This window comes from Sellimonas catena, assembly GCF_027924685.1.
Classification (GTDB): domain Bacteria; phylum Bacillota; class Clostridia; order Lachnospirales; family Lachnospiraceae; genus Sellimonas; species Sellimonas catena.
The window spans coordinates 74,745-96,051 of sequence record NZ_BSBO01000009.1 but is presented as its reverse complement, the minus strand read 5'-3'; the positions used below and the strand labels follow the sequence as shown (position 1 = coordinate 96,051).

Sequence of the window (21,307 nt, the reverse complement as noted above, 5' to 3'; positions counted from 1 at the left end):
AAGAGCATTCTGTTAAAAAGAAACATAAAATGATCAGATAAAGTCCGAACTGAATTGTCTGAAAATAAAAGAAATAAACTGATATCAAAAAAAGAAGAAAAAGTGCCAACGATTACTTGACACATACCGGGGAGAGTGTGCGCTTGACATGGCGGCAGGAAGGTGCTATAACTCGATTTAGGTATATGTTGCCGTACGAAAAAAGGAAAATGCAGGAGGAATGAAGATGTTAGATGCAAAAGTAGCAGAATTGCTGAACACTCAGATTAATAAGGAGTTTTATTCCGCTTATTTATATCTGGATTTTGCAAATTATTATACAGAAGAGGGACTGGACGGCTTTGCCAACTGGTACAATATTCAGGCTCAGGAGGAGCGCGACCATGCGATGCTGATTCTGAAATATTTACAGAATAATGGATGCAAGGTGACTCTGGAGGCCATTGACAAGCCGGATCAGAAATACGAGTCATTTGCAGATCCACTTCGGGCAGGATATGAGCATGAACAGTATGTAACAGGACTGATTCACAATGTTTATGATGCGGCAAATCAGGTAAAAGACTTCCGTACGATGCAGTTCCTTGACTGGTTTGTAAAAGAACAGGGAGAAGAAGAGACCAATGCGGAAAATCTGATCAAGAAGTATGAATTGTTCGGATCCGATCCGAGAGCCCTTTACATGCTGGATGGAGAACTTGGCGCCCGCGTATATGCAGCACCATCTCTCGTATTATAGAAATTTGTCCTGGATGAAAAAAGCCTGCGCAGAATGGTTGTTCTGTGCAGGCTTTTTTCTTGATTGCGGAAGCTCGTTGTGCTACAGTAAAACTATCTATATTGGCGGCATTCTGACTGCCGTTTCTGTCTTCTTCTATCAGAGAAGAAGATCTCTTTTGCCGAAAGGCATTCTCATTTTCGGAAACTCCACATCGGAGTCATAAAACCCGCAAATGAACGAAATGACAACTGAAAAAAGAAAAGGAGGAACATGGTTATGGCAACGATTTTAAAGACGTATTTTCCAACCATACGCACGCGCAAAGAAGTATTAGAGGAGATTTCCGAAAGCGAAAAACTCTCTGAGATGTTCCGGCAGTGGAACGAAGGGCAGCAGGAAGAATTTCTGGATGTCTGTACAGGAAACCGGGGGCTTCGGATTCTCTATGATTCCTTTTTTAAAGAGATTCTGAATCCCGAGACAGCCCCGGAGCGGCTGGAGGATTTTCTATCACTTGTGCTGAAAAAGAAAGTAAAGATTTTAAAAGTACTTCCCAATGATACGGTGCGGATTGCTGACGAACATTCTCTTGTGATTATGGATATTGTAGTGGAGCTGGAAGATCAAAGTATCGCAAACGTGGAGGTACAGAAACTCGGCTATCTGTTTTCAGGTCAGAGAAGTGCCTGCTACTCAGCAGATCTGCTCCTCAGGCAGTATAAGAGAGTGAAAGGAGAACGAGGAAAATCTTTCAGTTACAAAAATATGAAAAAGGTGTACACGATCGTTCTCTACGAGAAAAGTCCAAAAGAATTTAAAGAATATCCGGATGATTATATTCATAAATTTTCCCAGAAATCAGATACAGGAATCAAGCTGGAATTATTGCAGGAATATGTATACATTCCGCTTGACGTATTTCAGAATGTTGTGCAAAATAAAGGTATAGGAAACAGACTGGAGGCATGGCTTGAGTTTTTCAGTACAGATGAACCGCGGAGGATTGCAGGACTTTTGAAGGAATATCCGGAGTTCAAACAGATGTATCAGGAGATCTACGAACTGTGCCAGAATGTAGAGAAGGTGATGGAGATGTTCTCAAAAGAATTGTTGCAGCTGGATCGGAACACGGTACAGTATATGATTGATGAGATGCAGGAAGAAATTGACGGACTTAAAGGAGATCTGCAGAAAAAGGAAACTGTGCTACAGGAGAAAGAAACTGTGCTACAGGAAAAAGACAGCAGACTGCGGGAGACAGAAGCATCCTTAAAAGAAAAAGAAGAAGAAAATGCAAGGCTCCAGAATCAGATTCGGGAATTGATGGAGAAGCTGGAGAAATAGAAGTGAGATAGCAGCAACGCTGTCTGGAATACAAAAGCGCCTGTATGGGCGCTTTTGTGTATGCAAAGTAAGAAACGATATTTCAAGGGAGGGAAAAGCTGATGGAGAGCTGGAAATCAATCTGGAAGCGGGAAGAAGATCTTGCGCACATTCATGGGTGGGATTTTTCGCATATTGAGGGGCGGTACGAGGAAGAGAAGGATCTTCCCTGGAATTACAGGGAGATTGTAAATCAGTATCTTACCGGGGATGCAGAACTTCTGGATTATGACACCGGCGGGGGAGAATTTCTGCTCTCGCTTGGACATCCGTGGCAGAAGACATCCGCAACGGAGGGATATCCTCCGAATGTGGAACTGTGCCGGGAAACATTGCTGCCTTTGGGAATTCATTTTAAAGAGTGTCAGGATCCGGCGAAAATCCCTTATCCGGATGAGAGCTTTGATTTGATTATCAACCGTCACGGCGACTTTGATGCACCGGAACTTTACCGGCTTTTAAAGAGCGGAGGCGTTTTTATTACAGAACAGGTAGGCGGTGACAATGACCGGGATCTGGTAGTGCAGGTACTTCCGGGGACGCCGAAACCGTTTCCGCATTTGAACCTGAAAGAGCAGAGAAAGGCTTTTGAGGATGCAGGATTCCAGATTCTTCGGGCAGAAGAGGCATACCGTCCGATTGTGTTCTATGACGTAGGCGCGTTTGTATGGTTTGCGCATGTGATAGAATGGGAATTCCCGGGCTTTTCGGTTGAAAAATGCATGGGAAATCTTCTTGAAATGCAGAATAATCTGGAACGGGACGGAAAAATAGAAGGTACCATTCACCGGTATCTGATCGTTGCAGGAAAGTTGTAATCGTGTTGGAAGAAGCAACGAATGGAAGGAGGAAAGAAACGTGATTTTATATTTTTCGGGAACAGGAAACAGTGAGTATGTGGCAAAGAGAATTGGAAAGGCTGTCGGGGATGAAGTACTGGATTTGTTTTCCAGACTGAAAAACAGAGACAGCAGAGAGGTATATTCGGACAGGCCCTGGGTGATTGTATCGCCTACTTATGCGTGGAGAATCCCGCGGATTCTGGAAGCATGGATAAAGAGAACAGAACTTTCAGGAAATAAGAAGATCTATTTTGTTATGACGTGCGGATTAAATGCAGGAAATGCCGGGAAATATCTGCAGGAGCTTTGCGCAGGAAAACAGATGCAGTATTTGGGGTGTATGCAAATCGTGATGCCGGAAAATTATATAGCCTTGTTTCAGACACCGCACAAAGAGGAGGCGGTGAAAATTATCCGCCGTGCGGAGAAAAGGATTGATGAGGCGGTTTCGCGGATTCAGAAAAAGCTTCCGTTTCCTCCGGCTAAAATCACTCCGGTGGACAGACTGAGCAGCGGTCCGGTCAATCAGGTGTTTTATCCACTGTTTGTACATGCTAAAAAGTTTTATGTAACGGGAGACTGCATTTCCTGTGAAAAATGTGCAAAAGTCTGTCCGATGAATAATATCCGGTTCCATCATGGGCGTCCGGTATGGGGAGATCAATGTACGCACTGCATGGCCTGCATCTGCAAATGTCCGGCGGAAGCGATTGAATATGGGAAACACAGCAAGGGACTTCCGCGTTATACGTTCCCGAAAGAACAGTTTCCTTTATAGGAGGATGAATGGATGCGGATTTATGTAGATGCGGATGCCTGCCCTGTAGTCAGGATAGTGGAAGAGACCGCAAAGAAATACAGTGTGTCTGTGACGTTGCTTTGCGATACGAATCATGTATTGAAGTCAGAGTATAGTGAAGTGAAGGTGATTGGTTCCGGAGCGGATGCTGTGGATTTTGCATTGATCGGATTGTGCAAAAAAGGGGATCTGGTGGTGACGCAGGACTATGGAGTGGCAGCAATGGCTCTTGGAAAAGGGGCTTTTTGCATCCATCAGTCCGGCAGGTGGTACACGAATGATAATATTGACCAGATGTTGATGGAACGGCATCTTGCCGGAAAAGCAAGAAGAGCTTCCAAAAAGAATCACCTGAAGGGGCCGAAGAAAAGAACGGCAGAGGATGATGAACGGTTTGTGAAGTCTCTGGAAGAACTGATACAAAAAGCGTCCGTAGAACATGAGAGAGAAACAGGAAAACTGGAATAAAGGAGAGGAAACGATGAAGAAGATAGCAGTAGTATTTCCAGGAGTCGGATATCATGCGGACAAGCCGCTTTTATATTACAGCAGAAAGATTGTCGGACGGTACGGATATGAGATTGTCTGCGCAGATTACGGGCAGCTTCCGTCGGGCATCAAGGGAGACGCAAAGAAAATGTATGCCGCCTACGAACAGGCACTTGAAAAGATAACCGGACAGCTTTCCGGAATCGACTTTGGTTCTTATGATAAAGTACTGTTTTTGTCCAAGAGTATCGGGACCGCTTTGGCGGCGTCCTATGATGCCATAAACCGGATCGGAGCCGGACATGTCTATTATACCCCTGTGGAGGCGTCATTTCAGGCCATCGGGACGGAAGGAATTGTTTTTCACGGAACCGGAGATGACTGGGCGAAGACGGAAGTCATTGTCAGTGAATGTGAGAAAAGAAAGATTCCTCTTTATCTGACGGAGCACGCCAATCATTCCATGGAGACCGGGGAAACGCTACGGGATCTGGAGATTATGAGAGAGATCATGGAAAAGACGGAAGACTATATTCGTGAATTTTCCGAGAGGAACGAATAAACGTTCTTTTTAAAAGTAGAAGTTACATCGATTTTTTCCAGAAAGAAAGTAATTTTAAATCTGTTGACAAGTTTACTTGTCGATGATATGCTGAGGGCTACAAGCAAACCTGGCCTTATTTGGAGGGAATCAGTATGGAAAAAGAAGAAGTTTTATTAAAAAGCAGAAAAGAAAACAAGATTGTGGATGAAAGGGAACGCAATGTTCAGATGTGGGCCGGAAGAATGGCGGCCGGATTTGGTATCTTTATGTGCGCGGTACTTTCTATATTGGCATCATGGGCAGACAAAGGAGAAAATTACAGTGCATGGATTATTTTCTGTACGATTTACGGTTCAATGGAACTGATGATGTTTCTAAAGTTGAGAAACAAGTGGGATTTGATTTTGGCAGTCATAGAGATTGGCGGGGGAATACTGTTTTTTATAGCCTATTTGAAGGAACTGTTCTGATTTTAATTTCAAAAACTACCGGGAGAGGCAGTATGTTTGCGGTCCTCCCGGTTTTTTCTTTCTATTTTTTATTTCCGGTATCTTATCCTCGCTCCCGGAAATGATCCAGATAATACTGAAATGCGCTGACAATATATTCAGCGGACCCGGTTCCGTGTTTTGTGTCTGTGATAGCCTGAATGTAGTCACCGGAGTAAAGTTCGATGATCAGATCGCAGTAAGATGCATGATCGCAGAACAGCTCCGAAGATGCGGTGTCTCTGGCCCGGGAAATTGCATCCCGGACAAGCTGCTGAACAGCATCTGAGGAAACGGGTTCTCCTTTATGAGAGGCGAGTTTGACAAACGGATCTTCCGCTTTCAACTCTTCTGGAATCTGGGCCTGCCACTTCTTCATGATTTCTGAAAAATGTTCCAGATTGTATTTCATTGCCTCAGTGTACGCCTCGACACTGCCGAATTCCTGGACGGCGAGGCGGGCAGCCTGTGCCTCGCTTTTACGGATTTGCTGAATAAACAGGTCGAAATTTTCTTCACTTCCCCAGTAGGTAATAACCTCATCTTTGTGACTGGTTTTGAACTCTTCCAGTGCGCGGAAATATTCAGAAAGATCATATTCTTGGAGATTATCAATCGTATCGCGCTCTTCCAAGCGGGTCAGAAGTTCGATCTGCCGGTCAAGATGCCCTCGTTCAATTAAAAATTGATGTTTTTTCCTGCAAAATGCCGCAGCGCGGTCAGATTTTGCCCCGCTCAGAAGGTGCTGAATTTCTTTCAGTGAAAAGTCAAGTTCTTTCAACGTCAGGATCTGCTGGAGTTTTCCAAGGGCCTCTTCGTCGTACAGGCGGTATCCGGATTCCGAGAGACTGGACGGTTTCAGCAGTCCGATTTCATCATAATATTGCAGTGTTCGTACACTGATTCCACTCAATTTTGCGATTTGACTTATTGTCTTCATGTGCTCCACTCCTTCTATCCCTATCATACCGTATCACGCAGCGTGAGAGTCAAGAATCGAAGCAAAAAAAGCACAGATTTTTAATTGTTTATTATTCTTATGAAGGAAATACAGAGGCACTTGTAGAAGGAATGAAGGCGGCAATCGACGCCGACGTGCTGAAACTTACCGTGGCGGATGAAAAACCGACGAAAAGCATGTTCCGCTTTGTGTGGGGAGGCGTGCAGATTTGGCACCTGTGCGCCGGCAGTCAACACATTTCTGAGTGAAAATCAAATAAAAGGAAAGAAGATCTATCTTCTGGTGTGCAATGGTGGTAATATGAGAAATACATGGAAGAACTTCCATAAGGCGCTGGAAGGAAATGAGATCGTATCAGAGCTTGATCTTGTGTACCCGATCCGTAACGGAATTCAGGACGCGAAGAACAAGGTGAATCAGTGGATCAAAAAAGCGATGAAATAGTAAGACGCCGGAAAGGGACAAAAGATGTGCAGCCTGTTTTACATCGATGAGACAATCCTGGAGAAACTAAAAGCGTTCGCGACAGAGATGGACAGCGAAGCCAAAAACGTATGCCTGGGGCGTGATATCCGCCCGACAGAACGAGCGCTGATTTTGAAGTGGAATGGAAAAGGAATCTGTCTTTCCGGTATAAAATGGGGCTATCCGGGGATTCAAAAGAGTGGCGTGCTGATCAATGCAAGGGCTGAATCCGTTCTGGAGAAAAAGATTTTCGCGGACGGAATCCGGTATCACCGGGCAGTCATCCCTGCAAGTCATTTTTACGAGTGGAATCAGAGGAAAGAGAAAAATACCTTTAAAAGCAAGGATGGAGAGATCCTTTATCTGGCAGGATTTTTCGATATCATGGAGAATGAAGAACGCTTTGTGATTCTGACGACAGAGGCAAATGCATCGATGAAACCGGTTCATGACCGGATGCCGCTGATTCTAAGACAGGATCAGATCGAGGACTGGCTCCGGGACGAAAAAGCGACTGAAGCAATGCTGTGCCAGACGCCGGAAGAACTGAAACGACAGGCGGATTACGAGCAGATGACATTGTTTCCGATGTGAGACAGGAGGAGAAATGTTATGAAAATTGAGATGCACGTCCATACAAGTGAGGGAAGTCCCTGCGCAAAAGCAGATGCAGAGTCAATCATGAAAGCATACGCTGAAGCGGGATATGATGCGCTTGTGATTACGAATCACTTTGACTCCGTTTTGCTGAACGAGTTTGGAAAGACGGACGAGGAGAAAATAGAACGGTATCTTCTGGGATACAGAAAAGCTAAAGCGGCAGAAGAAAAGTATGGAATTCAGGTTATGCTTGGTGTGGAAATCCGACTGGAACCGAACGAGGAAGATTTCCTGATTTACGGGATCGACGAGGACTTTTTATTCCAACACCCGGATCTTTGTTTTTTAAGTCAGGAAGAAATCTTGCATCTCTGCCATTCCTGCGGTGCGTTATTTTATCAGGCACATCCGTTCCGGGAACCATGTGTACCTCGTGAGCCGGAATTTTTAGATGGAGTGGAATACAATCAACGTCCGAACAGCGGGAATCATAATGAAAAGCTGGATGAATGGAGAAAGGCATATCCGGAATTGAAACTGGTTTCCGGCAGCGACTGCCATGATCTGGATCAGGTGGGATTCGGTGGAATCGAGACAGAGAAGGATGTCCATAATATCAAGGAAGTTGTCGCATTGATGAAGGAAGAAAAAATCCGGCTGATTGTCAGCACAGATTCAAATTGATAGAACGAAAAAAGAGGCATTTTTGTCTCTTTTTCTGCTATAATATCAAAAATAGATAAAATTATGAAAAATTAGCAGTACTATTTTAAAGGAATGAGGAGAATGAGTATGGTTCTAAAGGAATTTGATCCATCGCAAAAGGCGGTAATCAATGCTGAAGATTTTGTGGATCCGATTGCAGGGATGCATTTGTGTGGATATGGAATGTTCCGCCAATGCAGCTGCAGCCAGATTCCGGGGAAGAGAACTGTTTCAGTTTTTCTATGCGGCGGATAATCTGGACGCGGAACAATGGGATATAAGAAGTCTTGGCAATGACGCAAAACTGATGGAAAAAGACCGGATTGCCATGATTGCACTAGAACTGGCTGTCCGGATCTGACGGAAAACAGCAGCAGAGGAAATGAGGTGAGAAGAGGCATGAATCTGGAAGAAGCGATGGAGATACTGGATGTGGTGCAGGGCGAGGATAAAGCGAAGATCAGGAAGAAGTACCGCAGCCTGATGCGGAGGCATCATCCGGACGCTCTGGGATCGGACCGGCCGGAACAGATCAGGCGGGTGCAGCAGATGAATGAAGCCTATCACCTTTTGATGAAACAGGAAGTCCCGATCCTGCGGTCTGCACGAAAAAGGCGGAAATGGGAATGGACGGGCACAGTCAATGCGGATGCCTTCTGCGAACGAAATGTCTACATGCATTACAGTATGGATGTGGAAGGGGAGCCTTTGTATTATCAGGCGGCCCGGGGGAAGTATATGTGGGACCCGGAGGAAGAAGAATTCAGTCTGTTTCTTATAAGCCTCCGTCATGCTGCGAAAGAGCTGCTGGAACAGGTGGAGAGAAGACAGGGGACGTTCCGGGAAGAGGATACCCTGCAAAGCGACCATTGCTTTCAGGTGCAGGCAAAGCTCTTTCATCTTCTCACCCGGCAGTTCATTGATCCGTTGGCGGCGCTGAGAAAAGCGGCAAAGCCGAAGATGATCGATTCGGAGGGAAGGGCGGTTTATCAGTTCCGGGCGTGGGTCGGCGCAGAAGGCTCGGGCGAAGCTTTCCGGGCAACGGGAGAACTGAAAAAAGGAGCTCCCATTTATCCAAAAGCATTTCAGGGACACCGGATTCTCGTAAAGAACCGGGAAGGGAAGGTACTGGGGCATCTGTCCTTTGACGAGGACTGCCTGTACTTCTGCCTGATTCCTCTTCTGAAAGAGAAATGCGCCAAGGTCCGGATGCATGTACGGGATGTGAAAGAGAATAGGAGAGGCTGGCCTCACAAGGCGAAAGTGGACGTGGACTTTTATTTCCGGCTGGAACAGGAGCCGCCAAAAGACCGGACTGGAGATCTGAATGAAGAGATCCGGGAGTTACTTCTGGCTTATGAAACAAAACTGATGCAGAGATAGAGAGACTGGACTTCTATCCTGCCATTGAGTAAAATAAGAAGTACGAACCAATGGAAAAGTTTGAGGAAATGGAGTATGGAATTACCACAAAGTATTAGAAATCAAATAGAAGGAAAAGAGTACCAGATCGATGAAACCGGTATGTCCGGCTCCCGGATTTTGCTGTTTTCCGATATGGTGCTGAAAGTGCAAAGGAAAAGCAGGGAAACGGAGCAGGAACTGTGTATGATGGAGTGGCTGCAGGACAGACTTCCGGTTCCAGGGATTCTCGCAAAAGAAGAGGCCGGAGAGGAACAGTTTCTGCTGATGAGCAGGCTGGAAGGGGAGATGATGTGTGAGGAGACTTACATGGGAAATCCTGTTCTTCAGACAAAGGTGCTGGCAGAAGGATTAAAAAGACTGTGGGCAGTGGATCTTTCCGGATGCCCGGCCGACTGCCGGCTCGATCACAAGCTGATGCGGGCGGCAGAGCAGGTGGAACAGGGGCTGGTAGATCTTGACAATGTAGAGCCGGATACATTTGGCCCGGAGGGATTTCGCGGTCCGGAAGAACTTCTGGACTGGCTTTTCGGAAACCGGCCGGAGGAAGAAGCAGTTCTCTCCCACGGCGATTACTGCCTGCCAAATGTATTTGGAAAAGGAGACCGTTTGACAGGCTATCTTGATCTTGGACGGGCAGGGATTGCAGATAAATGGTGCGACATCGCACTTTGTTACCGGAGCCTTTCCCAGAATTACAGCGGAAGATTTCACGGGAAAGCGTATTCCGGTTATGACGATCTTTCGTTGTTCAAGGAACTTGGAATTGCACCGGACTGGGAGAAGATCCGGTATTATATTTTGCTGGATGAATTGTTTTAGTATAGAGAAAAGCGGAATCGAAGGAGGAGGCTGCATATGATTGGAGCAGAATTGGCAAATTTCCGGGATCTGGGAGGACTCCGGACAAAGGATGGAAGAGAAGTTGCACCAAAGCGGCTGCTGCGGTGCGGAGATATGTCTGAACTGACCGGGGAGACGATCCGTAGCTTACAGGAAGAGTATCACGTGGTCAATGTGGTTGATCTTCGGACAGCAGAAGAGCGGGGAAAGGCACCGGACTGCGAAGTACCGGGAGCCAGGGCGTATGTACTTGATTTCTTCCCGGGAGAGAAGCTGATGGGAAGAGGACAGGCGACAGGAAGCAGGGAACAGTTGATGAACATGCAGAACGCACAGCTGCTCCATGACTATATGAAAAAGCTGTATGGGGAATTTATTACGACCCGGACCGCCAGAGACGCGATCCGCAGTTTTGTGCAGATCCTGCTTGAGACAGAAGAAGGAGCGACTGTCTTTCACTGCTTTGCCGGAAAAGACCGGACAGGCATTTCCGCAGCAGTGATTCTGACGATTCTGGGAGTGCCTCGGGATACGATCATGGAAGATTATATGGAAACAAACCATATGCGGGCGGCAGCCAATCAGGTGATTCTGGACGGCCTGAGGCAAAAATGTGCATCTGAAGAGATGCTTAAAGCAGTGGAGACAGCGTTGAGCGTGGACCAGGACTATCTTTGCACAAGTTTTGAAACTGCGCACCGGGAATATGGTTCCTTTGAGAATTACATCGAAACCGGACTTGGAATAGGACAGGAAGAACAGAAACGCTTAAAGGAATTGTATTTGGTTAGAACGTGTGCGCTTTAGATCATATGTGAGGGGGAAAAGATGGATCAGAAATTGAAATTTCCAGATTATGAAAACGGACTGGCCAATCTGGCGCAGTCGGTCTTAAAGAATTTTGGAATCCGTGAAAAAGGGCAAAAGACACTTGCGTGTCTGGATCCGTTTCTGGAAAAGGAGTACGAAAATATTGTCGTATTTCTTCTGGATGGAATGGGAAGCAGGATCATGGAGAACAATCTGGAGGAGACCGGATTTTTCCGAAGCCATCTGAAAGATTCCTACAGCTCGGTATTTCCGCCGACCACAGTGGCGGCGACCACATCTATCAGAAGCGGACTGAAGCCGTGTGAGCACGGATGGCTTGGCTGGGACTGTTATTATCCGCGGATTGATCAGAATGTTACGGTTTTCACCAACATGAAGACAGGAACCAGTATTCCGGCAGCAGATTATAATGTGGCTGAGAAGTATTGCGGATACGAGACAGTCGTGGAGAAAATTAACCGCCGCGGCGGGGAGGCTTATGAAGTTATGCCGTTTGCAGAGCCGTTTCCAAAGACCATGGAAGAAATCTGCGGACAGGTTGAAATGCTGTGTAGAAAGCCTGGAAAGAAATATATTTATGCGTACTGGAACGAACCGGACAGCACCATGCATGAGACCGGATGCTACAGTAGCCAGACAAAACAGATTATGCGGAAACTGGAACAGCAGGTCCAGGCTTTAAGTGATAAGCTGGAGAAAACGCTTCTGATCGTGACGGCAGACCATGGACTGGTGGATACACAAAATGTTTCCATTACCGACTATCCGGATATCATGGAATGTCTGGTGCGGATGCCTTCTATCGAGCCGCGGGCACTGAATTTGTTTGTAAAAAAGGAGAAAAAAGAGCAGTTTGAAAAAGCATTTCGGAAAGCTTTTGACGGGAGCTTTTTGCTGCTGACAAAAGAACAGGTGATAGAAAAAAGACTTTTTGGGGTTGAAGCCGAACATCCGGATTTCCGGGAAATGCTGGGAGACTATCTGGCGGTCGGAACCGGGGATCTGACGATCTTTTCCTCACGGGAAGAGTCGGAATTTTTCGTCGGAGTTCATGCAGGACTGCGGGAAGAAGAGATGATGATTCCGCTGATTGTGGTGGAAAAGGAGTAAAGTTTACAGATAGATAGAAAAAGCAGAAAACTAGTAAGGAGGAGCAGGCGATGAGAATATTTCTATGCGGTGGCGGAGATGGTTAAAAGCGCGGAGGAACTGGACGGGACAAATGTGGAAAACTACAGCGCGATTTTTATTGGCGGTGGAAACACATATAAATTATTGAACGATTTGAAAGCAAGCGGAAGTTTTGAGAAAATAAAAGCATATATCGAACAGGACGGCATTGTTTTCGGTGGAAGTGCAGGCGCGATTATCTTTGGATATGATATCGAAAGCTGTGCGGCTATGGACCAGAATAAAGTGGGGCTGAAAGATACGAAAGGATTTGATGCCCTGAGCGGATATTCGGTGTTTGCGCATTATACGAATGGAAGTTCAAGACTGACAGAGCAGGAGAACCGGGAGCGGACAGAAAGATATACAGAAAAACTGCTCCGGTATTCGCAGGAACGTGGTCCGGTCATTGCCATGCTGGAAGAAGATACCCTGTTTCTGAATGGAGATCATTTTGAAATGATCGGAAGCAGGCCGTATTATTGTTTTGAAGGGGGAAAAAGAAGGGAAATGATTCCGTAGACAGGATGCGAGACCAGACAAGAAATATAACAGCAGGAGGTAACAGCCATGGTAAAAGTTCGTTTTTATGATGAAGTGGAAGATTCCCTTTTAAAATTTGCTGTGATGATTGCGCGGCATGATGGAAAATGGGTGTTTTGCAAACACCGGAAACGGGAAACATACGAGGTGCCGGGAGGACACCGGGAGCCCGGAGAGAAGATAGACGAAACGGCAGGAAGAGAGCTTTATGAGGAGACCGGAGCGTTGGATTTCGATCTTGACCGGGTCTGTGTGTATTCGGTAACCTCAGTGGACGAGGAGGAAAAAGAAGGGGAAGAAACATACGGGATGCTCTACACGGCATAAATCAGGAAGCTTGAGAAGGAGCTTCACAGCGAGATTGAAAAGATCCTGATTACAAAGGATCTGCCGGAAAAATGGACCTATCCGGAAATTCAGCCGGTTTTGATGAGAGAAGCAAAAATACGGCGGGGAGGGTATCACGATGAGTAGGAAGAGAAAAAAGACAGCCGAATTCAGATACTACCGGATGCCGGAAAAGAGGACAATTATAGCGCTTCTAGGGGAAAAATGGCAGCAGAATTACGGAAGGAATATTGATTATCTGCATTTTCATAATTTCCTGGAGATAGGTTACTGTTACGAAGGCAGAGGATCGATGATACTGGGGACAGAAGAATATCTTTTCAGAGGAGGAGAATTTACTGTGATCCCGAAAAATTATCTGCATACAACGAACAGCGAGCCGGGAAATATCAGTACGTGGGAATATCTGTTTGTCGATGTGGAACAATTGTTGAGAAAGCTGGTTTCGGGAGCGCCGGGATATGTAGACCAGATGATTCAGGCGATTAATCAGAAAGCAGTTTTTGCAAAGGGAAACGAAATGCCTTATCTTGTGGAGCTCTTGAAGCGTATTCTGGATACGATGCGGGAAGGGAAGATGTTCTATCTCGAGGAGGCGGAAGGGATGATGCTGGCATTTCTATCGGAGATTGCCAGAAAAAATATCGCCTTTTTTGATCAGCCGGGCGGAGGAGTCCGTGAGGAAGCAAGGATGAACAATCTCATTTACCGGTCTTTGGATTATATCAGCGATCACTACCATGAGCGGATGAAAGTCAGTGATATTGCAGCGCAGATTCATATCAGCGAAACACATTTCCGCCGTGTGTTTTCCCAGTGTATGGGGATGAGTCCTCTGGAATATATCAATCTGGTCAGAATCCAGTCGGCATGCGAGTACCTGAGAAAGACGGATGAACCGATTGCGACGATTGCGGGAAAATGCGGATATTTCACAAGTTCGACCTTTAACCGGAACTTTCAGAAGATTATGGGGATGGCGCCGGAGGAGTGGAAAAAGAGACCGGAAAATTATGAACAGCAGATCCTGCAGTTTAATGTGCGGTCAGAGGAAGGGTGGTAAAAATGTACAGTACAAAGATCATAAAACAGGTGAAAAGGAAGAAAAAACCGGGCACGGGAGTACTGAAAATATTGATGATCTTGTTTGGAGTTCTGTTTGTTCTGATGGGCATCGTGTTTTCAAGGGGATTTATGCTCCCGGGCTTCCTGCTGATTTGTCTTTACTTTGCCTTTGATATGTTCAGCCAGAAGGAATATGAATATACTATGGAAGGAAATCAGTTTACGATTGATGTGATTATCGGGAAAAAGCACCGGAGAAATGCCCATGAGCTGGATTTGAATCAGCTGGAAGTGGTAGCGCCGAACTGGCATGAAAAGGTGGCGAAATACCGCATTAAGGGAGGAACACAACGTCTGACGAAGTATGACTATACTTCGTATGATGATGAAATCCCGTACTATACGATGATTATCGGTGAAGGAAGAGAGAAGATCAAGATTCTTCTCGATTTGGATGAGGAAATGCTCCGCGCGATGAAAAATATGCTCCCTGACAAGGTCTTTTTTGCATAAACATGGGTTTGGCAGGATAGATGAGACAAAAAACAGAGGTAAATATACAAAAAAAATCGCGATTTTGGCAGAATGGATAAATAAAATGAAGCTGATGCTGTAAAAAACGGAGAAGCGGGTGTACCGATTGGACAAAAAAGTAACGAAAAAGCAACAAAAACAGGGCGAACGGCACAAAAATGGTCGAAAATGCATAATTTATATACGAATCTGCAAACATTTCACAGGGATGTCTTGATATAATACTTTCAGAAGATGTTCGAAAGACTGGACGAACATGAAAAAGGAGGATGTATCTATTATGAAAAGAAAATTGATTTCAGCATTACTGGTTAGTGTCATGACAATTTCTCTTGCAGCCTGCGGAACAGGCGGAGGATCTTCAGAGGGAGGCGAAGGAGGATCCGGTTCTTCCGAAGGCGGTCATAAACTGACAGTATACGCATGGGACCCGGCATTTAATATTCCGGCGATCGAGGCAGCAGCAGCTGACTATAAGGAAAATGTAGATTCCGAATTTGAACTTGAGATTCTGGAGCAGGCAGCTTCTGAAGACGTAGAGACAGCTATCACAACAGCAGGATCTTCAGGAGACTATTCCAACCTTCCGGATATCGTGCTTTTCCAGGATCACTACATTCAGAGATATGTAGCGGATTATCCGGATGCATGGACACCGCTCGGAGATGTTGATATCAACTGGGATGATTTCGCAGCTGAGAAACTTGACTACTCCACAATCGACGGAGAGCACTACGGAGTACCTGTAGACAACGGTACCGTTGTTGCTGCATACCGTACAGACCTTCTGGAGCAGGCAGGATACACAATCGATGACCTGACAGGATGCACATGGGACAAATTTATCGAAATCGGTAAAGCCGTATACGAAAAAACAGGAAAAGCCCTTCTTTGCATGAACAGCGATGGAAACGACCTTCCATACATCATGATGCAGGCTGAAGGTGTTTCCCAGTTTAAAGACGGAAAACCGTACATCACAGAAAATGAAACACTTGTAACAATTGTTGAAAAACTTGTTGAGATGGCAAAAGAAAACGTGCTTCTTATGCCAAACAGCTGGTCTGACTATACAGACAAAGCAATCCAGGGCGATCAGGTTGCAGGTGTCATGAATGGTAACTGGATCATTCCTACAATCGAAAAAGTAGAAGCAAACAGCGGTAAATGGGCAATCACAAGCATGCCGACACTGGAAGGCGGCGAGGGATATGCAAGTAACGGAGGATCTTCTCTGTACATCACATCCAACTGCCAGAATGTTGACCTTGCAAAAGACTTCCTTGCTTACACATTTGGCGGAAGCACAACAACATATGACAACGCACTGAAAGATGGCGGTGTGATTTCTACATACGCACCGGCAGGCGAGACAGAAGTTTACAATGAAGGTGTAGAATACTTCAACAACCAGCCGATTTACGCTGACATCGTTGAAATGGGAACTCACGTACAGACTGTTGAACAGAGCGATTATCACTATTCCGCACGTAACTACGTTGGATCCGCAATCGTAAATATCATCAACGGTGCAGACACAATGGATGCTCTGCAGGAAGCAGAAGATCAGCTGAACTTCGAGATGGGCAACTAATCTTCTTAATAGAAAGAGAGAATGAACGGTAACGGGGAACGAGTTTTCGTTCCTCGTTATTCGAAATTAGTGTAAGGGAGGGGCTCAAGTGAAACAGAAAAAAAGGATGAGCTTACTTGCCAAGCAGTCAGCGGCCGGCTGGATATTTTTAACTCCGGCGGCTTTGTTGATTGCGGTCATGGCATTCTGGCCGATGATTCAGGCTTTTATTATGTCACTGCAGACCGGTTCCAGTGCAAACATGCAGTGGTCCGAACCGATCTTTAACAACTACACCAGAATGTTTCAGGATAAGCTGTTCCTGAGATCAGTCGGAAATACATTTTTGTACCTGATTATTCAGGTGCCGATCATGCTGATTCTTGCAATCTTGCTGGCGCAGCTTCTGAATAACAAGCATCTGAGATTAAAGGGATTTTTCCGTACATGTATCTTTCTTCCTTGTGCGACATCCCTTGTATCCTACTCTTTGATTTTTAAATCCTTGTTTGCAACAGACGGACTGATCAACTCCGTTCTTGTTCATCTTGGTATTCTGGAGTCCAATTACAATTTCCTTGGAAATGCAGCCAGCGCAAAGGCGGTTATTATCATCGCCCTGATCTGGAGATGGACAGGATACAACATGGTATTCTATCTTGCAGGATTGCAGAATATTGAATATTCCGTTTACGAGGCGGCCAAGATTGACGGTGCAAACGGATGGAAGACATTCTGGGGTATTACGGTTCCGCTTTTGAAACCAACGATTATCATGACATTTATCATGTCCATCAACGGAACGCTTCAGTTGTTCGATGAGTCTGTCAACCTGACAAACGGCGGACCGGCAAATGCGACGATCACCATGTCACATTATATTTACAACAACTCACTTGGACAGGGGGTTGCAAACTTCGGATACGCGACGGCAATGTCATTCTTCGTATTTATTATTGTTGCGATCCTGGCATTTATCAATATGAAAGTAGGTGATACGCGTGACTAAGAAAAGAAATAGAAGTATGATTCAGCGCCGGTTGATTCCTACATACATATTTTTGATTATCGTAGCGTTCCTTTCCGTATTCCCGTTCTACTGGATGATTTCAGCAGCAACAAACACTTCCTTCGAGGTGGCAAACGGAAAGCTGACGCTCGGCGGACATTTTATCGAAAACTTCCAGAATCTTGTAAACGGCAATGAGCTGTGGAGAGCAATGGGCAATTCTTTCCTGTATTCTATTTTGCAGACAGTTCTTGCGATTTTGATCTGTTCTCTTGCAGGATTTGGATTTGAGCTGTATCATGACAAGAAAAAGGATGTTCTGTTTTCCATTATTCTTCTTGCCATGATGATTCCTCAGGTAGCGACGATGATTCCTCTGTTCAGACTGCTTTCATCAGCAAAGCTTTTGAACTCGGCGTTAGGTTTTATCCTCCCGTCTCTTTCGACGCCGTTCCTGATTATGATGTTCCGTCAGAATTCACGTAACTTCCCGGTTGACGTTATGGAAGCAGCGCGTATCGACGGACTGAGCGAAATCGGAATCTTCGTAAGAATGTACATGCCGATGATGAAAGCAACCTATGCAGCAGCAGCGGTTATCACATTTATGAATGCATGGAATTCATACCTGTGGCCGAAGGTAATTATGACCCTTCCGGAGTCACAGACAATGCCGATGTTGATTGCCAACCTTTCAGGTGGATATACAACAGACTATGGTGTATTAATGGTGGGAGTTCTCTTCTGTTCCATTCCTACTATGATCGTCTTCTTCGTACTTCAGAAACAGTTTGCAGAAGGTATTACAGGAGCCGTAAAATAATAGACAGAGAGCCCGCATAAGAGCAGGAGTCTGCCGCAAATGCGGCGGACTCCTTTTTTCATACAAAGATTCAGGGAAAAAGAGGAGGAAACTATGAGAACATTTAATTATGAAAACGTAAAGAATCCGGAGTATTTCTGTGATGGAAGAGCAGAGGCTCACTCCGATCATGCGTACTATGCGTCCGAAGCGGACAGAGAAACAGGATGCAGTCTGTTTCAGGAGAGCCTGAATGGAATCTGGAAATTCCATTATGCGAAAAATTATGACGCAGTTGTGCCAGGATTTGAGAAAGATGAATACTGCTGTGCTTCCTGGGATGATATCCGGGTGCCGGCCCATATCCAGATGGAGGGCTATGATGCGCCGCAGTACGCGAATACACAGTATCCGTGGGAAGGACGTGAGGACATCCGTCCGGGAGAGATTCCGGAGCACTTCAATCCGGTCGCAAGCTATGTGAAATATTTCCGCGTGCCGGAGAGAATGAAAGGCAAACGTCTTTTTATCTCCTTCCAGGGGGCAGAAAGCGGCATGGCTGTCTGGGTAAACGGTACCTTTGTGGGATACAGCGAGGATACCTTTACACCGTCCGACTTTGAACTTACTGACTATGTAAGAGAAGGCGAAAACAAGCTGGCTGTGCAGGTATTCAAATGGACGTCCGGAAGCTGGTGTGAGGATCAGGACTTCTACCGCTTCTCCGGGCTTTACCGGGATGTCTACCTGTACACGGTGCCGGAAGTTCATATCCGTGATCTCAGAATCCGCGAAGTTCCGGATGAGACGATGGAAAAGGCGGAGCTGGAAATCTGCACCCGGACATGGGGAAGCGGAAAAGCAAAGTTCGTGCTTTCTTACCACGGAGAAGTTTGCTTCGAGGAAGAGAAGGAACTGAATGGAGAGAATGTCTTTACCTGGGAGATCGATCATCCGGCGCTCTGGAGTGCGGAAGAGCCGAATCTTTATGACCTGTCGATTACCGTGACAGACGCCTCCGGCACTTTGATGGAAATCATTCCGGAGAAAGTGGGATTCCGCAGATTTGAGATGAAAGACCGCATCATGACACTGAACGGTAAGAGAATTGTCTTCAAAGGGGTTAACCGGCATGAATTCAGCTCTGTGAGCGGAAGACATGTATCGGAAGAGGAGCTTCGAAAAGACCTGACCATCATGAAGCAGAACAACATCAATGCAGTGCGGACATGCCATTATCCGAACTCCTCTTTGATCTACAGACTCTGTGATGAATACGGTCTGTATCTGATTGATGAGGCGAACCTGGAGAGCCACGGAAGCTGGGATACCTATCCTATGGACGGGGATGAAGATTTCATTGTGCCAAATGACAAACCGGAATGGCTTGCGATGATGCTGGACCGTGTGAATTCCATGTACCAGAGGGACAAAAATCATCCGTCCATCCTGATCTGGTCCTGCGGAAATGAGTCTTTCGGAGGAAAAGATATTTATGAAATGTCTCAGTTTTTCCGCAAGGAAGATCCGACGAGACTGGTACATTACGAAGGCGTCTTCCAGGATCGCCGCTACAATGATACCAGCGATATGGAGAGCCAGATGTACACACCGGTGGAAAAGATCAAGGAATTCCTTGCAAAAGACAGAAGCAAACCATTTATCTGCTGTGAGTATACCCACGCCATGGGAAATTCCTGCGGGGCAATGCACAAGTATACCGATCTGACAGATACAGAACCGCTCTATCAGGGAGGATTTATCTGGGATTACATTGACCAGACGATTTATAAGAAAGACCGTTATGGAAATGAATTCCAGGCATACGGCGGCGATTTTAATGAAAGACCGACCGACTACAATTTCAGTGCCAACGGGATTGTATACGGCGGTGACAGAGAGCCGTCCCCAAAGATGCAGGAAGTCAAATTCAACTATCAGAATATTACTGCGGAAGTGACAAAGGATCAGGTGAAAGTCATCAATAAGAACCTCTTCCTTAACACCAGTGTTTATGACTGTGTTGTAACAGCGGCCCGGAACGGAAAGATCGTCAGAGAATCTGCTATGGCAACGGATGTGGAACCGCTCTCCGAGAAGGTATACGATCTGCCGCTTCCGGAGGAGACCATTCCGGGAGAATATACGATCACGGTTTCCTTCCAGCTGAAAACGAACACGATCTGGGCGAAAGCAGGACATGAAGTGGCATTCGGACAGCATGTCTATGCGATCAGGGAAGAAAAGAAAGTATGCAGTCGTCCGGTGAAGGTGATCCGCAGCAAACATAACATCGGTGTCAGAGGAGAATCTTTTGAAGCAATCTTCTCCGGTCCGGAAGGTGGACTTGTTTCCTACCGTTATGCAGGAAAGGAAATGATCAAGGAAATTCCAAAGCCGAATTTCTGGAGAGCTCCGGTGGACAACGACCAGGGCAACCAGATGCCGAAACGGTACGCACAGTGGAAGATCGCCAGCATGTACGCGTCACACAAGGATTACCGGGGGGACGACCTTTGCAAAGTTCTTCTGCCGGAAGTAGAGGCGGCGGAAGATTCTGTCAAAGTGACATTTACCTACCTTCTGCCGACGACTCCGGCCGGCGAGTGTACGATGACGTATGTGGTAACCGGCGACGGCACGGTACAGGTAACGCTTTCCTATGATCCGGTCAAAGAACTGGGCGATATGCCGGAGTTTGGCGTGATGCTCAAGCTGGATGCGGACTACGATCATGTGACATGGTACGGACTCGGACCGGCTGAGACCTATGCGGACCGTAAAAAAGGCGCGAAGCTTGGAATCTACCGGAACCTCGTCAAAGACAACATGGCAAGATACATTGTGCCGCAGGAATGCGGAGCAAAAGAAGAAGTACGCTACGCAAAAGTGACCGACAGAAGCGGAAGAGGTATGATGTTTGAAATGGATGAAAAGAGTGGCCCGATGATGTTCTCCGCACTTCCTTATACACCACATGAGCTGGAAAACGCGAAACATCCGTATGAACTTCCGCAGGTTCATTATACAGTAATACGCGCGGCGCTCGGACAGATGGGAATTGCGGGAGACGACAGCTGGCTGTCTGTTACGCATCCGGAATATCTGTTGAACGCGGACGAAAAGATGGAGTTTACATTCCGTTTCCGCGGAATCTAAACAGGAGGGAT

At 46.1% G+C, this 21,307-nt stretch carries 24 protein-coding genes; 23 read left to right on the top strand and 1 reads right to left on the bottom strand.

Annotated features, from left to right (window positions below):
- Nucleotides 1–226 precede the first annotated feature (226 nt).
- The 7 genes from Selli1_RS06010 (at nt 227) to Selli1_RS05980 (ending at nt 5,248) form a co-directional block, all read left to right on the top strand.
- The gene (locus Selli1_RS06010; protein WP_087168959.1) at nt 227–739 is read left to right on the top strand and encodes a ferritin; all 513 of its coding nucleotides are present in this window, start codon (nt 227–229) and stop codon (nt 737–739) included.
- 258 nt (nt 740–997) lie between these two features.
- Nucleotides 998–2,065 (top strand): PD-(D/E)XK nuclease family transposase, encoded by a 1,068-nt coding sequence (locus Selli1_RS06005; RefSeq protein ID WP_087168960.1) that lies wholly within the window; start codon nt 998–1,000, stop codon nt 2,063–2,065.
- A 101-nt stretch (nt 2,066–2,166) separates the two neighbouring features.
- Entirely contained in the window at nt 2,167–2,922 is a 756-nt protein-coding gene (locus Selli1_RS06000; RefSeq protein WP_281872496.1) for a methyltransferase domain-containing protein, read from the top strand.
- A gap of 40 nt (nt 2,923–2,962) precedes the next feature.
- Nucleotides 2,963–3,724 (top strand): EFR1 family ferrodoxin, encoded by a 762-nt coding sequence (locus tag Selli1_RS05995; protein ID WP_087168962.1) that lies wholly within the window; start codon nt 2,963–2,965, stop codon nt 3,722–3,724.
- A gap of 12 nt (nt 3,725–3,736) precedes the next feature.
- Entirely contained in the window at nt 3,737–4,213 is a 477-nt protein-coding gene (locus Selli1_RS05990; RefSeq protein WP_138374103.1) for a YaiI/YqxD family protein, read from the top strand.
- A gap of 13 nt (nt 4,214–4,226) precedes the next feature.
- Complete coding sequence (locus Selli1_RS05985) at nt 4,227–4,796, top strand: alpha/beta hydrolase (protein WP_281845465.1); 570 nt, start codon at nt 4,227–4,229, stop codon at nt 4,794–4,796.
- Between the two features lie 134 nt (nt 4,797–4,930).
- Entirely contained in the window at nt 4,931–5,248 is a 318-nt protein-coding gene (locus Selli1_RS05980) for a DUF6442 family protein (protein WP_087168965.1), read from the top strand.
- Between the two features lie 82 nt (nt 5,249–5,330).
- On the opposite strand, the gene Selli1_RS05975 is transcribed toward Selli1_RS05980, so the two are convergent.
- A complete protein-coding gene (locus tag Selli1_RS05975) occupies nt 5,331–6,206 on the bottom strand; it encodes a MerR family transcriptional regulator (RefSeq protein WP_281872495.1) in 876 nt (291 codons plus the stop codon).
- 177 nt (nt 6,207–6,383) lie between these two features.
- Here Selli1_RS05975 and Selli1_RS05970 point away from each other — a divergent pair, with 177 nt between their 5' ends.
- The 16 genes from Selli1_RS05970 to lacZ all read left to right on the top strand — a co-directional run bounded on the left by Selli1_RS05970 (nt 6,384) and on the right by lacZ (nt 21,296).
- Nucleotides 6,384–6,671 (top strand): hypothetical protein, encoded by a 288-nt coding sequence (locus tag Selli1_RS05970; protein ID WP_191427600.1) that lies wholly within the window; start codon nt 6,384–6,386, stop codon nt 6,669–6,671.
- 24 nt (nt 6,672–6,695) lie between these two features.
- Nucleotides 6,696–7,286, top strand: a complete 591-nt coding sequence (locus Selli1_RS05965) for an SOS response-associated peptidase (protein WP_191427601.1) — start codon at nt 6,696–6,698, stop codon at nt 7,284–7,286.
- Between the two features lie 18 nt (nt 7,287–7,304).
- Complete coding sequence (locus Selli1_RS05960) at nt 7,305–7,976, top strand: PHP domain-containing protein (protein ID WP_191427602.1); 672 nt, start codon at nt 7,305–7,307, stop codon at nt 7,974–7,976.
- Nucleotides 7,977–8,127: 151 nt separating this feature from the next.
- Nucleotides 8,128–8,358, top strand: coding sequence for a nucleoside phosphorylase-I family protein (locus Selli1_RS05955; RefSeq protein ID WP_087168969.1), 231 nt, complete (start codon nt 8,128–8,130; stop codon nt 8,356–8,358).
- 38 nt (nt 8,359–8,396) lie between these two features.
- Entirely contained in the window at nt 8,397–9,380 is a 984-nt protein-coding gene (locus Selli1_RS05950; protein ID WP_281872492.1) for a J domain-containing protein, read from the top strand.
- Between the two features lie 75 nt (nt 9,381–9,455).
- The gene (locus Selli1_RS05945; RefSeq protein WP_281872491.1) at nt 9,456–10,241 is read left to right on the top strand and encodes an APH(3') family aminoglycoside O-phosphotransferase; all 786 of its coding nucleotides are present in this window, start codon (nt 9,456–9,458) and stop codon (nt 10,239–10,241) included.
- 36 nt (nt 10,242–10,277) lie between these two features.
- Nucleotides 10,278–11,069: a tyrosine-protein phosphatase gene (locus Selli1_RS05940; protein WP_087168972.1), complete on the top strand. Its 792-nt coding sequence runs from the start codon at nt 10,278–10,280 to the stop codon at nt 11,067–11,069.
- A gap of 21 nt (nt 11,070–11,090) precedes the next feature.
- On the top strand, nt 11,091–12,203 hold the full coding sequence (locus Selli1_RS05935; protein WP_281872490.1) for an alkaline phosphatase family protein: 1,113 nt from the start codon (nt 11,091–11,093) through the stop codon (nt 12,201–12,203).
- A gap of 78 nt (nt 12,204–12,281) precedes the next feature.
- On the top strand, nt 12,282–12,785 hold the full coding sequence (locus tag Selli1_RS05930; protein WP_281872489.1) for a Type 1 glutamine amidotransferase-like domain-containing protein: 504 nt from the start codon (nt 12,282–12,284) through the stop codon (nt 12,783–12,785).
- 48 nt (nt 12,786–12,833) lie between these two features.
- Complete coding sequence (locus Selli1_RS05925; protein WP_330677513.1) at nt 12,834–13,133, top strand: NUDIX domain-containing protein; 300 nt, start codon at nt 12,834–12,836, stop codon at nt 13,131–13,133.
- 139 nt (nt 13,134–13,272) lie between these two features.
- Nucleotides 13,273–14,217, top strand: a complete 945-nt coding sequence (locus Selli1_RS05920; RefSeq protein WP_281872487.1) for an AraC family transcriptional regulator — start codon at nt 13,273–13,275, stop codon at nt 14,215–14,217.
- Nucleotides 14,218–14,219: 2 nt separating this feature from the next.
- Nucleotides 14,220–14,732 (top strand): DUF6106 family protein, encoded by a 513-nt coding sequence (locus Selli1_RS05915; protein WP_191437290.1) that lies wholly within the window; start codon nt 14,220–14,222, stop codon nt 14,730–14,732.
- Between the two features lie 301 nt (nt 14,733–15,033).
- Nucleotides 15,034–16,347, top strand: a complete 1,314-nt coding sequence (locus Selli1_RS05910) for an ABC transporter substrate-binding protein (RefSeq protein ID WP_118636644.1) — start codon at nt 15,034–15,036, stop codon at nt 16,345–16,347.
- 106 nt (nt 16,348–16,453) lie between these two features.
- Entirely contained in the window at nt 16,454–17,335 is an 882-nt protein-coding gene (locus Selli1_RS05905) for a carbohydrate ABC transporter permease (protein WP_087169015.1), read from the top strand.
- Between the two features lie 16 nt (nt 17,336–17,351).
- Nucleotides 17,352–18,158, top strand: a complete 807-nt coding sequence (locus Selli1_RS05900) for a carbohydrate ABC transporter permease (protein ID WP_118636643.1) — start codon at nt 17,352–17,354, stop codon at nt 18,156–18,158.
- Between the two features lie 93 nt (nt 18,159–18,251).
- Nucleotides 18,252–21,296 carry a beta-galactosidase, LacZ type gene (lacZ, locus tag Selli1_RS05895; protein WP_281872486.1) on the top strand — a complete coding sequence of 1,015 codons (3,045 nt, stop codon included), beginning with the start codon at nt 18,252–18,254 and terminating at the stop codon, nt 21,294–21,296.
- Nucleotides 21,297–21,307 lie beyond the last annotated feature (11 nt).

Bases quoted from the DNA above. Each gene is read 5' to 3' on its own strand.
- Selli1_RS05910 (WP_118636644.1), top strand. From the start codon at position 15,034: ATGAAAAGAAAATTGATTTCAGCATTACTGGTTAGTGTCATGACAATT.
- Selli1_RS05990 (WP_138374103.1), top strand. From the start codon at position 3,737: ATGCGGATTTATGTAGATGCGGATGCCTGCCCTGTAGTCAGGATAGTG.
- Selli1_RS05965 (WP_191427601.1), top strand. From the start codon at position 6,696: ATGTGCAGCCTGTTTTACATCGATGAGACAATCCTGGAGAAACTAAAA.
- Selli1_RS05985 (WP_281845465.1), top strand. From the start codon at position 4,227: ATGAAGAAGATAGCAGTAGTATTTCCAGGAGTCGGATATCATGCGGAC.
- Selli1_RS05935 (WP_281872490.1), top strand. From the start codon at position 11,091: ATGGATCAGAAATTGAAATTTCCAGATTATGAAAACGGACTGGCCAAT.
- Selli1_RS05905 (WP_087169015.1), top strand. From the start codon at position 16,454: ATGAGCTTACTTGCCAAGCAGTCAGCGGCCGGCTGGATATTTTTAACT.
- Selli1_RS05930 (WP_281872489.1), top strand. From the start codon at position 12,282: ATGGTTAAAAGCGCGGAGGAACTGGACGGGACAAATGTGGAAAACTAC.
- Selli1_RS05945 (WP_281872491.1), top strand. From the start codon at position 9,456: ATGGAATTACCACAAAGTATTAGAAATCAAATAGAAGGAAAAGAGTAC.
- Selli1_RS05980 (WP_087168965.1), top strand. From the start codon at position 4,931: ATGGAAAAAGAAGAAGTTTTATTAAAAAGCAGAAAAGAAAACAAGATT.
- Selli1_RS05915 (WP_191437290.1), top strand. From the start codon at position 14,220: ATGTACAGTACAAAGATCATAAAACAGGTGAAAAGGAAGAAAAAACCG.
- Selli1_RS05940 (WP_087168972.1), top strand. From the start codon at position 10,278: ATGATTGGAGCAGAATTGGCAAATTTCCGGGATCTGGGAGGACTCCGG.
- Selli1_RS06005 (WP_087168960.1), top strand. From the start codon at position 998: ATGGCAACGATTTTAAAGACGTATTTTCCAACCATACGCACGCGCAAA.
- Selli1_RS05960 (WP_191427602.1), top strand. From the start codon at position 7,305: ATGAAAATTGAGATGCACGTCCATACAAGTGAGGGAAGTCCCTGCGCA.
- Selli1_RS05950 (WP_281872492.1), top strand. From the start codon at position 8,397: ATGAATCTGGAAGAAGCGATGGAGATACTGGATGTGGTGCAGGGCGAG.
- Selli1_RS05920 (WP_281872487.1), top strand. From the start codon at position 13,273: ATGAGTAGGAAGAGAAAAAAGACAGCCGAATTCAGATACTACCGGATG.
- lacZ (WP_281872486.1), top strand. From the start codon at position 18,252: ATGAGAACATTTAATTATGAAAACGTAAAGAATCCGGAGTATTTCTGT.
- Selli1_RS06000 (WP_281872496.1), top strand. From the start codon at position 2,167: ATGGAGAGCTGGAAATCAATCTGGAAGCGGGAAGAAGATCTTGCGCAC.
- Selli1_RS05900 (WP_118636643.1), top strand. From the start codon at position 17,352: ATGATTCAGCGCCGGTTGATTCCTACATACATATTTTTGATTATCGTA.
- Selli1_RS05925 (WP_330677513.1), top strand. From the start codon at position 12,834: ATGGTAAAAGTTCGTTTTTATGATGAAGTGGAAGATTCCCTTTTAAAA.
- Selli1_RS05970 (WP_191427600.1), top strand. From the start codon at position 6,384: ATGAAAAACCGACGAAAAGCATGTTCCGCTTTGTGTGGGGAGGCGTGC.
- Selli1_RS05955 (WP_087168969.1), top strand. From the start codon at position 8,128: ATGCTGAAGATTTTGTGGATCCGATTGCAGGGATGCATTTGTGTGGAT.
- Selli1_RS06010 (WP_087168959.1), top strand. From the start codon at position 227: ATGTTAGATGCAAAAGTAGCAGAATTGCTGAACACTCAGATTAATAAG.
- Selli1_RS05975 (WP_281872495.1), bottom strand. From the start codon at position 6,206: ATGAAGACAATAAGTCAAATCGCAAAATTGAGTGGAATCAGTGTACGA.